Origin of the sequence: Geminocystis sp. GBBB08, assembly GCF_016743215.1 — a bacterium.
GTDB lineage: Bacteria > Cyanobacteriota > Cyanobacteriia > Cyanobacteriales > Cyanobacteriaceae > Geminocystis.
The window spans coordinates 1-14965 of sequence record NZ_VRZC01000004.1; the positions used below are offsets into that span (position 1 = coordinate 1).

A 14965-nucleotide genomic window follows, 5' to 3' on the forward strand; every position below is an offset into this window, starting at 1 on the left:
TTTTTTTGTGGCAAAAGCGTCTTAATTAAATCCCATTCTTCATCTGTGAGACTACTAGAGTAAACCATGATAAAAGTTCTTCCCATTTTCTTCTATTATTGTAATAGATACCAAATGGGTTCTATAAAGACTATTTGAATGAAGAAGCTATTGACGAAAACATTAAAGATGATAACTATCGCCATTTAGCTGAAAATACGAAGAAAAGAATGGGGCCTGCTACCCATGTTGGTTTAAACAGAGCCTTACTTGATTTTTCTAACCGTCTTGTACCTTATCTTACTCAACAGCGTTTTTGTGGCAAGGTGGTTTATAGCGGTGGTGATGATGTTATGGCGGTTTTGCCTTTACCCGATTTACCAGAATATCTCTTATCGGTGCGATCGGCTTGGTGTGGTACGGATGATCCTTTTGGCGAATTTGAAGGTAGAGATAGCGGTTATTGGCATCCTGTTAAAGACTTAGAAGGATTACAACAACGTCCTTATTTTACGATGGGCAAAGATGCAACCATGAGTTTAGGGGTAGTGATTGCCCATAAAAGCGTACCCTTACCAACGGTTTTAGAAAATCTTTGGGTAGCAGAAAAAGAAAGGGCGAAAAAGTTGCCGGGTAAAGACGGGTTATGTTTTCGAGTGATTTATGGCGGTGGCAATGTCTTAGAAGCGGTGATGAAAGGTTGTTTACTTTCCCAGTGGTATAATTGGGTAAAATCCTATGCTGATATTGATTTAAGCCCGTTACTGTACCGTTTAGCGGAAGAATTACCCCTCCATAGTTGTGTCACCCCAGATTCTCGTTTAATACGCAAAGCCACCGAAGTCATTATCAATAAAAGGGAGGAGAAAATTCCCGATGAAGTGAAACAATCTTTTTTCAATTGGTTAGATGAATGGGAAAAATGGGCATATGATCCTGTAAAATACTCATCGAAATCAAAAGAGTGTAATAATTCTACCACTTCAAAAACAAATAACTCTAAAAAAGATCATCTCGGTACAGATATTAATGATTTAGCCAATATACTGCGATTTAGTGCCTTTTGGTTAGATAAAATGCAACAACATCAACAATGGACAAAAGGAGTTTAGTAAAAATGTATTGGTATGCTTTAGATCCCTTAGATGTGCTGTTATTCAGGGAAGCAAAACCTTTTAGTCCGGAGGATGGTTCATGGGCAAAAGGACAGTTTCCGCCCTCTCCTAGTACCGTATTTCAGGCTTTACGCTCTACCTTACCAACGGTTAAACAAAATAAACAAAGGAACTTACAATTTTTAGGTTGTTTTCTTGTTGACAGTAACGATAATCTTTATTTACCAACTCCTAAAGATTTGATTGCGGTGGGTATCAAGTCCAATAATTGCGATGATGAAGATACTCCAGAGGATGATTATGATAACAAAGATGGTACTTGGCATCATACCGATAGATTGATACAAGCGGATACTGAAAATGATCCATCATGGCAATATCTTTGTTTTGATCATACCGTGTTACCGCCGATGGTTGCCCCGAAATTGCATCAAGGAGAGTTTATTTGTCGTCCTCAATCATGGATTAAATGGTCAGCATTACAAACTTATTTACAAGGGAATAATCCCACTAATCCTGATGATTTTACAGCAGATCCTTGGGATGTGCAAATTTTACCTCATACTCACATGGAAACAGGTAGTCGTCAGGTGCGTGATGCTGATGGTTATTTTACAGAAGTAGCCATCCGATTAAAACCTTCATGGCGTTTAGTGGCGGGTTTAAGCGTTTCTATTGAATCTACAGTAGTGCGCCTAGGGGGTGAAAGTCATCGGGTGTTAGTTACCCCTTTAACTAACTTTCCTCAAGGAAATCAATTAATCAATTATCAAGGCTCAAAACATGATTTTGCTTATTTATTAACACCGGGGTTAGCAGAAATTGAACCTTCTTTATATGGAGTTTATCCTAATTCTTGGCACAATTCCTTAAAAGGTTGTGTGTGCGATCGCCCGTTACTTTATGGGGGAGTTTCTCAGATTAAACGCAAATTAACGATGACAGGGCAAAAAGGAGAGTCAGAATTTGCGTTACTGCCCCAAAGAGCTTATGTACCTGCTGGTACGGTGTATTTATTTAAGGAAAAACCCCCCAATTCAGAGCATTTATTACCAGTTTCTGGTGGTGATTGGTTAACAACCTTACAACAATTAAATTACGGTAAATTATTATGGAGTTAAATTGATGAAAAAAGTCGCTTATTTGTATTTATTGTCACCTTTACACACTGGTGGAGCGAGTCAAGAAGGTAATGTTGTGGCCATTGCTAGAGAAGTTCATACAGAACTACCTTACGCTCCTTCTAGTACAATGAGAGGAAGATTAAGAGCCACTACGCCTGATGATCAAAAAAATATACTCTGGGGTAATACCCTTGAAGATGTCACCGCAGGTAATGACGGTAATTTAACTCAGGGGTTATTATGGGTTGGGGACGCTTCAATTTTATGGTTTCCCGTTCCCTCTTTAAGTCATGGCATCGTTTGGATAACATCACCTTTTTTGTTAAGACGTTGGTTAAGATTAATTGACACAGATTTAAACTTACCCTCAGTTGGTAGTTTTAGTCATCAAGAAAACAATCAAAATCTTTACCTTAAAGATGCTGTTTTTCAATCTTCTGAATTAACGGGTTGGCATAATTGGCAACAATATATCCCCAATGGTAATGATGAAGTCGAGACTATTTCTAAAGTTTTAGTACTTTCCGATCAAGATTGCCAAATTTTAATTCAATCTAGTTTGTGGCGACAGGTAAAAATAAAACTGGATAACGATAAACAAGTTGATGGTGGTTTCCGTTATGAAGAAGCTATACCCCCAGAAACTTTAATGTTTTTTCCTTGGGGTCTAACGACTGTAGCTAATGGCAATGCTACTAATGCTATTTCATCTTGTCAAACAATTATTCAAAACAATGATTGGCAATTTGGCGGACAAGAAAGTTTAGGTCGTGGATTTGTTGAACTATGGAGTAATTAATTAGGAGTAAAAATTATGTTTTATGATCCTCGCAGTATTTCTAGCAAAGTATATCACAATCTACAGAATTTAAAAGATCAAACACCAACAGCAACAGATCAACAAGAACAAAAAAGCCAAAGTGTAGAACTATATAATTACGTTGCAACTTGGGGATTATTTCGTCTTAAAGCAGAACAAAAAGCCCTTAATCAAGAACAAAAGAAAAAAGTAGTTAAATGCTTCTTTGAAACTTTAGAGCAAATAGCTTTCCCTGATAATAATAATCAACAATTATCGAGCAATTCAGGTTTAAATTATCTTTCCAGTCCGACAATGAATACTTCCAAATATTTAGGATTAACTGGATTAGCTTTACAAGTAGCTCGTGAATTTGCATTTTGGGCAGAAGCTATTTATCCTAAAGAAAAAAAGAAAAAAAAATAAATGCAGTTATTTTGTGATTATTAGTTTTTTATTAGTTTTGAGGAATATTGATTATGCTAAATAAACCTTCTCCGTGGCGAACAGGCGTTGATATAGAACCTAGTAAAGATGCTAGTTTTATTGAATATTTACGCTGGATGCGAGTTAAATCAAATAATGGAACAGAAGACAGTGGTACAATTTTGCAATTGTTTGAAAAAATAGAATCTAGCGATTATTCTGAGACTTTAAAAAGATTAACAAAAAGAACTCAAAAACTAGCTCATTTGTCTTTAAAAGTGGGATGCCCTTGGCGAATTCGTGTAGGGGGTACAAAAGGAGTTGAATCCATGCTTTTACCCGCTTTTGACGCTTTGGGAATCCCTTATATTCCTAGTACTACCCTCAAAGGAATTGCACGGGAAATGGCGAAACAAGACAAAAATTTAACCGATAGCGATATTATCAGGATTTTTGGAGATATTGAGACCGAGTCTTGTATGGGAAACGTTACTTTTTTAGATGCCTACCCTCTGCCTGGAAGTAATAAAAAAGGTGGGTTGTCAGTTGATATGGCTAATTCTATATGGAAGTGGAATGATAATAGTCCACCACAATATAATACTAATTCAAATACTTTTCTTTCTCTTTTAAAAACAATTTTTGTTATTGGTTTAAGAAAAAACTCTGACTGTACAGATCAAGATTTTGAGACGGTAAGAGATTTATTGATTAAAGGATTAACTCAAGGAATCGGCTCAAGGGTTAATAGTGGTTATGGAACATTGAAAGCTATTGACGAAAAACTGAAATCTAAAATTGTTCCCAAAAAAACTATTATCAAAGTGGGATTTGATTTAGAAGGACAATTAATTCATGGTGGACAAAAATTTATTGGTTGGAATCTCACTCAAAATGGTAATAATTGGAAACCACCGGGCAAACCTGAGTCAGAAGTTCGTCCTATTGCTTTTCGATCAATGTTACGTTATTGGTTTCGTTGTTTAGCTTTAGGAGTTTTAAATCCATCACAGGTAAAAGATTTAGAAATAGAAATTTTTGGGGATATTGAACCAAAATCTAATGATAACCAAGCAAGAGCCACCACTGGTTTATTTCGTTTAGAAACAACTGGAAAAGTAGGACAAAAAGAATCAACTAAAAAAGAATCAGGTTTTGTTTATGGGAAATTAAGTATTCGTCATAATACCTATTCATATCGTTTAGAAAGAAATAAAAAAGAAGCATTAGAAAATATTTTGCAAAGTCTCACTTGGTTAATGTTTCATTTAGGCGGAATTGGACAAGGTGCGAGAAGACCATGCTATAAAAGGACAGATGGTAATCCTCCTTGGCGTGGTTCAAATCTAATGCCTCCAAATTCAGAAATAAAAGAAGGTGATAATTTTTGGAGTTTACCTGCAAACTTATCAGATTTTCAAACACAATTTCGACAGCAATTAAAAACTTTTTATCAGTCTTTAGCTAGTTTTGGCAATTTACCAATTAATTATAGTCATTCTCAGTTAAAAACTGTCAATTCATCACAAGATTGGATGGAAGCAATCGATAAAAATTGTTCTATCATTATTTGTAAAGGTAATTCTAGGAATCATAAACCTTTTGCTTTATCTATTTTGCATAGTGAAGATTTTAAAATTGAGAAAACTAGAAAAAGAAATGGCAAAGAAGAAAAATATTTAGATTATGATCCTCAATTATGTGGTTCAACCCGTCAACCTTCACCTATTTGGATTCGTCAATTAAATTATGTTGAAGGAATTGACTATCAAGTTGTTACTGTTTTTGGTGCTACAAGTGGAAAAAGACAAGAATTTCTGACTAAATTAAGGGAACAAAGCATTCAATACCATCCAATTTTTCCATTAAATTAACTATGCCTGTTAGAGATATTTACCATAATCCAGTTAAAAATGCTTTAATTAAAGATGGTTGGACAATTACCGATGATCCTTTAATATTATCCATTGGCAAAAAAGATGTATTCGTTGATTTAGGGGCAGAAAAATTAATTGCTGCTGAAAAAGAAAATCAAAAAATTGCCGTAGAAATCAAAAGTTTTATCGGTAAATCCCAAGTTAATGACTTAGAAAATGCGTTAGGGCAATATATTCTATATCACGAAATTTTATTAGAAAATCAAGAGGATAGACTTTTATTTTTAGCACTAAAAAAATCAGCCTATGAAGAAATTTTTGAAGAACCGATCGGTAAAATTTTAATAAAAAGAAAGTTACTAAAATTAATTGTTTTTGATGAAAATAAGGAGGTGATTTTACAATGGATAAATTAACAGAATTTTATAATATTATTTATCCCATTATTAAAGAATATGCAGATTTACCTTATTATGACAAAAATCTTCAGCATAAATTAGTTATTAGTGATGATCATAAAGATTATTTATTGATGACTATTGGCTGGAAAAATGACGTAAAAATTCATGGTTGTGTTGTTCATTTAGAAATTATTAACGATAAAATTTGGATTCATCGAGACGGTTTAGAAGATGGCATTGCTGATGATTTACTAAGGGCAGGTATTCCTAAACATGAAATTGTTTTAGCTTTTCATCCCCCAGAAATTAGACATTTAACTGAATTTGCTGTTAATTAATTTTGGGAGTTTTTAATTTTTGATATTAATTCAGAGGAAATCGTGCAATGGATACCAGAAATAACTATAGCCAAATAATTAAAAAAATTCTTATTTCTTATACCGAAATACCCTACAATGACCTTAATATTAAATTTGAAACAGTTTTTGATACAGAGCAAGATCGTTATTTATTAATGCTTGTAGGTAGCGAACAAGTTAATTATCCATTTCCGACTACTAAAAGAGTGCATGGTTGTTTAATTCATGTAGATATTATTGATGATAAAATCTGGATTCAAAGGGATGGTACAGAAAGAGGTATCGCTACAGATTTATTAGAAGCAGGTATCCCCAAAAATAAGATTGTTCTAGCGTTTTATGCCCCTGAAATTAGGGAAGAAACTGGCTTTGCGTTGCTTAATTTCCTCATTCGCATCAAAATTTATCTATTTTAGAATAAATCTTTTATATTAATTAATATCACTAAGGAGAAATAAATTATGACAGACTTACAAAAAGATAAAGCAGTTTTAGTAGCTAATATTGGTACTTCAGACCTAGAAATTTATTTAAAAGATGAAAAACAAGATTATGGTTATATTCCATTATGGGATCGCAACCAACCGAATAACGCCGAAGATCAACATGAATTAACAGAACAAGAAATTAAAAATTGGAATCAACGAGCCAGTCTAATAAAAGATATATTGTGTCGAGAATTGGATGTTTCTACCAGAGAAGGGAAAGGATTACCTTTTGAATTTGTAGAATTAACTCAAAAAATAAAAGAAGTATATAATCAAAATAAAGAAACATGGGAAAAGCGGATTTTTGCTAGTCGTTTATTAGGTATTGTACAAGAAGTTCAAAATAGTTTTGCACTGGAAAAAATTCTTATTTTTGTTTCTAAACAAAACCCCATTTTTGAATCTGATACTTTACATCTTTTTGATATTCTACAAAAATGGTTTCAGGATAAATATCAAATACAGTTAATTCCTAAATATATTGATCAGGATATTAATTTGAGTCGAGATCAAGATGCTTTATTTGAATACTATTACAAAGTTTTTAAATCCTTCAGTTTAGACTATACAATTCTTCTCAGTCTTAAAGGTGGTACTCCAGCTATGCAAACCGCTTTAAGAACACAATCAATCACAATTTCTGTAGAAAGACCTATTATTTTAGTTGATACAGAATTATATATTAAACGTGTTTTTTCTGGTCAACCTTCCCCTGCTTATTTTACTTCTTACTGTAATTATATCAAAACCCAAAAATACGAATCTGTCCGCCAATTATTAGCAAGATGGGATTTTGATGGTGCGATGACAATTCTTGAAGATTGGAAAAAATATATTAATAATTTAATCAGACAAAATATTGTTGATCAAGATATTAAAAATAATAAGAGTTTCCTAGAATCAATAATTAAAGTTTTAGATATAACTGTTGGCTATTTTAATTTAGATAGCTCTGGACAATCACGATTTAAAATTAAACCTCAAGATGATTTAGGAGTTTTAAATAACATTAAACATGATTATGATTGTATTCTTAATCTTTATACCCAATGTCGAATTTATTGGGAAATAAATCAAGTAGCTAATTTTTTAGCTCGTATGACATCTTTTTGTGAAGAAATTTTACATTTTCTAATCAAAAAGTTAGATGGAGAAAAGTTTTTTGACAAGCAACAATATCCTGATGACTGGTATTTAGATAAGAGAAAATTTACTAATAATTCATCTCAGCTATGGCAATATTTTTCTCAATTAGAAAGAGAAACAAGTAGGACATTTAACAATTGGAACTTCGATTTAAAGCCTAAATATAAATTATCAGGACGTTTTAGTAAATGGAATTTTGTTAGTGCCTTAATTCGATACAGAAATTATGATGAAGAAAAAACTTCATGGGGTAAAATTACTGATTCGCTAAATAAATTAGACTATTGGATTGATCAACGTAATAAGTTAATTCACAGTGCTGAGGGAGTTTCTAAAGCTAATATGTCAAAATTATTAGAAAATGATCGAGAACAACAAGATGAAAATGCTCTAAATGCTTGTAAAAGAGATGAAATTTTATCTAAAATGACTACCATTACCATTGAAATGAGAAAGATATTAAAACTTCCTGAAACTAATTATATTGCTTTAGATCAGTCTTATTATATTTATTCTGATGTCAAAGAATGGATAATAAATAAGCTCAGAAATGATAGTTGATATTAATTCTAAATATACTTTCAAAAGTGATGACGTAAAAATAGAAAAACTATGCTTAATATCGAATATTTAACAGATCAAAATGGTAAAACTAAAGCAGTAGTTATTCCTATTGAATTATGGCAAAAATTATTCTCTAATAATGCTATAAATTTCGATAATTTAGCTGAATTGATCGAAGATTATTGTTTAAATAAAGCAATGGATGAGGCTAAATTAACTCCTTTATTAGACAGAGAAAAGGCTTTAAAATTTTTAGAGGAGAACATTAAAAATTGAATATTGTCAAGTACTGAATTTTATCGTTATTTTTCTTAAAGAATTAATTATGTTATGTCACTTTTTAATCGGTATTCCGGGAGCTGGTAAATCAACTTTTGCCCAACTTTTAGCCCAACTTTATCACTGTCAAATTATCTCCACTGATGATATTAGAAAGGTGCTTTATGGAGATGAAATTATACAGGGTAATTGGTTAGAAATTGAAGCTGAAGTCATTAACCAAATTCAAAAAGCGATCGCCCTTAATACTCCAGTTATATATGATGCTACCAACGCTCAACGATCATGGCGGATGGATTTATCACAGAAATTAGAAAGAAATATCGGTAAAATTGACTGGTTAGCATGGTATCTTAATATAAATCTAGAGACTTGTAAACAATGGAATAGCCAAAGAAAAAGACGAGTGCCAGAGGAGATTCTTGATAAAATGAGAAAAACCCTCAAACAGTTTCCTCCCCATGTAGCTGAGGGATTTATTGATGTTAAGGTAATTAAAAACCCTCAAGAGTATCAAAAAGAATTTATTGAGCAAAAAATTAATTGTTTAAATCGTAGTTTAATTAATCGACAAAACCGTACTAACAACAATAATTTAGTTTTACATTCTTATTCAAGGTTATTAGATTTCGATCGATTAATGCACCTCATTTCTTTACTGATTAACTATCCAGATTTAGGTAATTTACAGTTTACCAATCCTGATATTTTAGAGCAAATCTTTGGTAAATCCATTAGTTTTGATAACTCTTTATCAGAAATTACGGCGATAATGGCAAAACTTAAAGGTACTATTTATGCTGATAAAATATTGATTCAACAAGATTTACAATTTTTAATTAATTATGGTTTTATTCGAGATCATAATGCTCCCTTAAAAAATAGTAATTTCTTAGTTAATATAGAAGAAATAACCCCTAATATTCACAAAAATTTGATTACTCATTACGCTTCCGACAAATATACCTTTGAGCGAATTTTAAACACGATTAAAACCATTACTTATTACCCTTTTTCTCCTAAAATTGAGCCTGAACAATTACAAGAAATTCAACCTATTAAAACCAGAAATAAAGATAAACTAAATAATATTCCTAGTGGTACTTTGACTAATTTAGCTTTTGAATTAATTATCCTAGAAAATAGCAATGAACGTTATCTAAATACTAGGCGTGATTTACTCAGAAAAGATATTGAATTTATCCTTAATCCTTATCAACTTTTCCCCCATAATATTATGCGTAACGGTTACTTTTTTGGTACTGGTATTCTCACAGAAAATGAATTAATTCAAACTTTTCGGTTATTACAAACTCAAGCAAAAAATCTTGATGATCCCCTTGCTTTAGATTTATATAATAAACTTGAAACTAAAATGAAATGGGCTTATTTTGATGAACATTATAGCTATCCTGTGAGATCGATCGCTCATTATTCCATGATTGATACTGATTCTTTAGATCAAAAAACTTTAGTTAATCAAACTCATAGAATTGAGGAAATAATCGAACAAAGAAAATTAGTAAAACTCAATAAATTTGCTAATCGTCCTAATCATGAAGGAGAAAAAATCGGCTCTTTTTCAGCATGGTTATTACAGATAGTTTTTTATAATTTTGCATGGTATTTAGCCTTTGAATATCATGGAAGAGAACAGGATGGTTTACTGCGTTTAGAAAGACTCGATCGACTTTATTTAGAGAGTGAATTACCAGAAACTAGAGAGAAAAAAGAACAAGAAAAAGCCTTAAAAAAATTAACTCAATTATTGTCAGCTAGTGCCGGAATATTTTTAGGGAACGATGCTAGTAAACAAAAAGCCTTTTTAAGTAGCAATAAAGAAGAACAAAAAACGGCAGAAATAACTATTGAATTATGGTTTAGTGAAAATATTTTTAACTTTATTGCTGAAGGGACAAAAAGATTTCCTCCACAACGAATGAAGATGACAAAACCATCTAAATCAATATCGAATTTCAGTCATCATCAATCATTATTTACTCTTAACAAAAGTAAGGATATAGAAAAACCCTATCGTTTTCAAGTAACATTACCACAATGGTCATTGCAAGATTATGATTTACTGCGATGGATTCTCGGTTTTGGAGGACAAGTTAAAGTTCATAAGCCACAAGAACTACAAGATAAAATTATCCAATTATCTACTAATACCCTCAAAGTATATGAAAAAGTTGTGTAAATAGTTAATGAGGTTCGCAATCCACAAAACCCCTAAAAATTACTATTTTATCCTTATATATATAAATAATTGAGGACATAAACTCACTGTTATATCGAACTCAGGTTTGGTTAGGGCGATCGCCTCTTAAAACTAACGCAGTTTTTCCAGAAAATTGTATATCGAACTTATGGTAAGTAATTTTAAAACATTATTTTAAATAAAATTTATATCTTTCTTCTAGTTGATTAAAAGTTAGATTTTTTGTCCAAAATTCTACTAAAGCATAACCTAAAGCATAAGCATCATCTTCAGGATTACCATTAGTTTCAATTAATAAAGTCCATAAAGTCAATAAATCAAATTGCATTTTATCTTCATTGTTTGTGCTTAATAAAGAGAATAAATCATAGGCTAATTGGAGTTTTCCAATAACTACTGGTAATTGCTCAATGGGTATTTTTTCTGCTAATAATAAAGCTAAACGAGGGGATCCTGTAGTAAGTGTAGAAATAAACTGTAAAACGGGACTTTTTAATAATGTTGTTAATCCCTGAGAAGTTGCCATTTGAAAGGAATATTTATCGATAATTTTAGTGGCGGCAAGACTTTTTGCTTCTAAGTTACGGAAAAAACGAGCTAGTCTTATTTGTTTGGCAGGGGCGATCGCCTCTAAGATATTGATAGCTAAAATATCATCATGCCATGATTGTCTAGAAGTGGGATAATCGGCAGTAACCAGAGGTAAAATGTGAGTGCAAAATTCTCCTAAACTTTCTTGACGATATTTGACGGCTTCTCGGATAGAAATTTCTTTAGGTAAATTCCCTGTTAACCAATTATAAGGCGGTTGCCATTCACGAATGGGACGAAGGCGATCGACTTGAGTGATAATAGTGAAAAGAGGAATTTTAGGTAAATTTGTAGATAACTTAAGCAAAAAATCCTTATCCATTTGTAAAGCAGGATCGAGAGCGGGATTTAAAAGTAAGATAATATCAGCATTATAGGCATAATCTAGCACCATTTCTTGATATTGAGGGCGATTAATTTGCTCATATCCGGGAGTGTCTAAGAGGTTTAAAATTTCTCCGGTGGTGGCTTTCCATTGATAACTTTTTATATCCGTTGTGCTTGGTAAAACGTCAACTTCTGCTGTTTGTGCATTGAAAAGGGTATTAATTAAACTGCTTTTTCCGGCACCTGTTCTACCTACTAATAAAATATTAATGGGTTTTTGCTCAATTTTTTCAGGGTTTTGAGCTTGGGTGAGAATTTCCTTTAAAGTCTGAGTTTTTGCCGTTGGTAAAATATTATTATCAGGTTTAAATTTATCCACAGGTAAGGTATCACCGCCGTAGAGTAAAGCAGTTTGACGGGCAAGATTACGCAAAGCCACTTCTCTTAAAACTTGACTGAGATTGATTAATAATTCTTGATTGGCTTGTTTATTACTTCCTTGACTAGCTAATTTTGCGGCGGCAACGGTAGGATTAATAATCCATTGTGCCCAATTCCACACTTGCCATAATTTACGGGCAGATGGTTCAAGTTTGCGATATAGTTGATAACCTTGATAACCTTGGGCAATGGTAACTTGATTTAAGGCAGGGGATAGATTTTTCATCCATTTATCCATATCATCTACTGTGCCTCGAATTAATCCATAGGCTTGAGGGATATAAATATTTAATAATGGATATTCGACTTCAGGATGGTATATTTTGGCAATGGCAGTTACTAAATCTTGGCAACGTTGAAAGAATAACTGTAAATCTTCCCAAATAGGTGCATCATCTCTGGTTTGAATAATAATAGTTTGTAAGACTTCTTCTAGTTTGACTATTGTCTCAGGATTATTATTAAAAGATGAAGGTGTATTTTTTAAATCCTGTTGTGCCTCTAATATAATATTCTCAACATTAGGAAATAGAGGTTTTGTCCATTTTACCAATAACCACCGCCAACCAACAAACAAAGCGATGAAAACTGCCCATATCCAATTAATATCCCAACTATGGATTTGTAACCCTGTGGCGATCGAAAAAAAAGATATTATTGTGATAATAGGTAGAGATAAAATAAGCCACTGCCAAGATTTTAAACGAATCATAAAAATATTAATTTACACAAGAGGTTAATGCTGAATTAATTAGATAAAAGTTGCCGAAAAATATTCTGATGAGAGTAAGTAATAGGTTTTAATCATTAGAAATTAGCAATTACGCCACAAGATGCCTATTCCACAACTATCAATTAATCATCCCCCATTCTTTAATTCTGAACAAGAGGTTTAAACCCCTTGTTAATTCCTTATTCCTCATTCTTAATTCCTCATTCCTCATTCCTCATTCTTAATTCCTCATTCCTCATTCCTCATTCTTCATTCCTCATTCTTCATTCCTCATTCTTAATTCCTCATTCTTCATTCCTCATTACCTATTTAAGTGATAACGGTAGGTATTTCCCTGTTAGTAAATTTCTTAATTTGGGCAATTTCTTCGGCTATATTGATTAATTCCTTTAAGGCTTTTTGAGTGTCTAAATCTTGTTTGGTTACATCGGGTTCATAGCTTTCGAGATATACTCTTAAAGTAGCACCTTTTGTGCCTGTACCTGAAAGACGGAAAATAATTCGGGATTTGTCGGTGAAAATAATGCGAATACCCTGATTTGTGGTTACACTACCATCAATAGGATCAGTATAACTAAAATCATCGACATAATTAACGGTATAGTTACCAAATTGTTTGCCTTTTAAGGTGTCAAATTGGCTTCTGATATGATTAACTAACTCGTTAGCGCCTTCGGTGGCTACTTCTTCGTAGTCGTGACGAGAATAAAAGTTACGCCCGTATTCTTGCCAATGAGATTTGACTATTTGTTCAACAGATTCCCCTCTTACTGCCACTATATTTAACCAGAAAAGCACTGCCCAAAGTCCATCTTTTTCTCGGATATGATTTGAACTTGTGCCGAAACTTTCTTCACCACAAATAGTAGCTTGATCTGCGTCTAATAAGTTACCAAAAAATTTCCATCCTGTGGGAGTTTCAAAAAAATTGATACCGAGTTTTTCGGCGACTCTATCTACCGCACCACTGGTAGGCATCGATCGAGCTACACCTGTTAAACCGTTTTTATAGCCTTTGACTAAATGAGCATTGGCGGTTATTACTGCTAAACTATCGCTAGGATTGACGAAAAAATTACGTCCTAAAATCATATTGCGATCGCCATCTCCATCGGAAGCGGCACCAAAATCAGGGGCATTGTCGGCAAATAAAATATCGACTAAACTTTTAGCATAAACCAAATTAGGATCTGGATGACCTCCACCAAAATCTTCTAAAGGTACTTCATTAATCACAGTACCAGTTTTTGCCCCTAATTTACCTTCAAAAATTGCCTTAGCATAGGGACCTGTAACAGCGTGTAAAGAGTCAATACAGATAGAAAAATCGCCCTTAGAGAGAAGATTTCGGATTAAGTTAAAGTCGAATAAAGATTCCATCAATTCAAGGTAAGGGATAACAGAATCAATGACTTCTATATCCATGGTACCTAATTTAAACGAACCTACATGATCTAAATTGATGTCAGCTGATTCTAAAATTTGATATTGAGTAATAGTTTTTGTGTGGGCAAAAATCGCTTCGGTAACTTTTTCTGGTGCTGGTCCACCATTGCTAATATTATATTTAATGCCAAAATCGCCGTTAATTCCGCCGGGGTTGTGAGAGGCGGAAAGAATAATACCACCGTAGGCTTGATTTTTGCGAATGATAGCTGAAGCTGCTGGGGTGGATAAAATTCCCTTTAAACCGACTAAAATTCTGCCGACACTATTAGCTGCTGCCATTTTGAGGATGGTTTGAATAGCTTGACGATTATAGTAACGTCCATCACCTCCCAAAACAAGGGTTTTTCCTTGTAAATCTTCGAGGCTATTAAAAATAGATTGAGTAAAATTCTCTAAATAATGGGGTTGTTGAAAGACTGTAACGGCTTTGCGTAGTCCAGATGTACCCGGTTTTTGATCGTTAAAAGGTTGAGTGTTAACTGTTCGAATACTCATTTTAGACTGTTAAGTTAATTAATTTTTTTTCTGACCTTAATTTATCAGTAAAGAGTGATAAAACATTACTTAAGGTTGATATTAAGAGTTGGTAATTAATTTTATAGACAAATGTTCATTTTTTGACTCATTACTTATTACTTATTACTCA

The 14965-nt window shown here is 32.9% G+C and carries 13 protein-coding genes; 11 read left to right on the top strand and 2 right to left on the bottom strand.

The features are described from left to right. Positions 1-134 precede the first annotated feature (134 nt). The 11 genes from FWJ34_RS01180 to FWJ34_RS01230 are packed head-to-tail and all read left to right on the top strand — an operon-like array spanning position 135 to position 10757. Positions 135-1091 (top strand): Cas10/Cmr2 second palm domain-containing protein, encoded by a 957-nt coding sequence (locus tag FWJ34_RS01180; RefSeq protein ID WP_308253458.1) that lies wholly within the window; start codon positions 135-137, stop codon positions 1089-1091. Further along, positions 1073-2215, top strand: a complete 1143-nt coding sequence (locus tag FWJ34_RS01185) for a type III-B CRISPR module-associated Cmr3 family protein (protein ID WP_308253459.1) — start codon at positions 1073-1075, stop codon at positions 2213-2215. The genes FWJ34_RS01180 and FWJ34_RS01185 overlap by 19 nt, the downstream gene beginning before the upstream one ends. Positions 2216-2219: 4 nt before the next feature. After that, entirely contained in the window at positions 2220-3017 is a 798-nt protein-coding gene (cmr4, locus tag FWJ34_RS01190) for a type III-B CRISPR module RAMP protein Cmr4 (RefSeq protein ID WP_308253461.1), read from the top strand. Between the two features lie 15 nt (positions 3018-3032). After that, on the top strand, positions 3033-3443 hold the full coding sequence (locus FWJ34_RS01195) for a hypothetical protein (protein ID WP_308253462.1): 411 nt from the start codon (positions 3033-3035) through the stop codon (positions 3441-3443). 53 nt (positions 3444-3496) lie between these two features. Further along, on the top strand, positions 3497-5317 hold the full coding sequence (locus FWJ34_RS01200) for an RAMP superfamily CRISPR-associated protein (RefSeq protein ID WP_308253464.1): 1821 nt from the start codon (positions 3497-3499) through the stop codon (positions 5315-5317). A gap of 2 nt (positions 5318-5319) precedes the next feature. Continuing rightward, entirely contained in the window at positions 5320-5736 is a 417-nt protein-coding gene (locus FWJ34_RS01205; protein ID WP_308253466.1) for an element excision factor XisH family protein, read from the top strand. Further along, complete coding sequence (locus FWJ34_RS01210; RefSeq protein ID WP_308253467.1) at positions 5724-6059, top strand: XisI protein; 336 nt, start codon at positions 5724-5726, stop codon at positions 6057-6059. The genes FWJ34_RS01205 and FWJ34_RS01210 overlap by 13 nt, the downstream gene beginning before the upstream one ends. A 47-nt stretch (positions 6060-6106) precedes the next feature. Beyond that, positions 6107-6496 (top strand): XisI protein, encoded by a 390-nt coding sequence (locus FWJ34_RS01215; protein ID WP_308253468.1) that lies wholly within the window; start codon positions 6107-6109, stop codon positions 6494-6496. 45 nt (positions 6497-6541) lie between these two features. Beyond that, the gene (locus FWJ34_RS01220) at positions 6542-8275 is read left to right on the top strand and encodes a hypothetical protein (protein ID WP_308253470.1); all 1734 of its coding nucleotides are present in this window, start codon (positions 6542-6544) and stop codon (positions 8273-8275) included. A gap of 51 nt (positions 8276-8326) precedes the next feature. Further along, positions 8327-8554: a hypothetical protein gene (locus FWJ34_RS01225; protein ID WP_308253472.1), complete on the top strand. Its 228-nt coding sequence runs from the start codon at positions 8327-8329 to the stop codon at positions 8552-8554. Positions 8555-8603: 49 nt separating this feature from the next. Next, on the top strand, positions 8604-10757 hold the full coding sequence (locus FWJ34_RS01230) for an AAA family ATPase (protein WP_308253473.1): 2154 nt from the start codon (positions 8604-8606) through the stop codon (positions 10755-10757). A gap of 190 nt (positions 10758-10947) precedes the next feature. Here the strand turns inward: FWJ34_RS01230 and FWJ34_RS01235 are convergent, their stop codons facing one another. After that, on the bottom strand, positions 10948-12849 hold the full coding sequence (locus FWJ34_RS01235) for a GTPase (RefSeq protein WP_308253474.1): 1902 nt from the start codon (positions 12847-12849) through the stop codon (positions 10948-10950). A 330-nt stretch (positions 12850-13179) separates the two neighbouring features. Then, a complete protein-coding gene (locus tag FWJ34_RS01240; protein ID WP_308253476.1) occupies positions 13180-14814 on the bottom strand; it encodes an alpha-D-glucose phosphate-specific phosphoglucomutase in 1635 nt (544 codons plus the stop codon). Positions 14815-14965 lie beyond the last annotated feature (151 nt).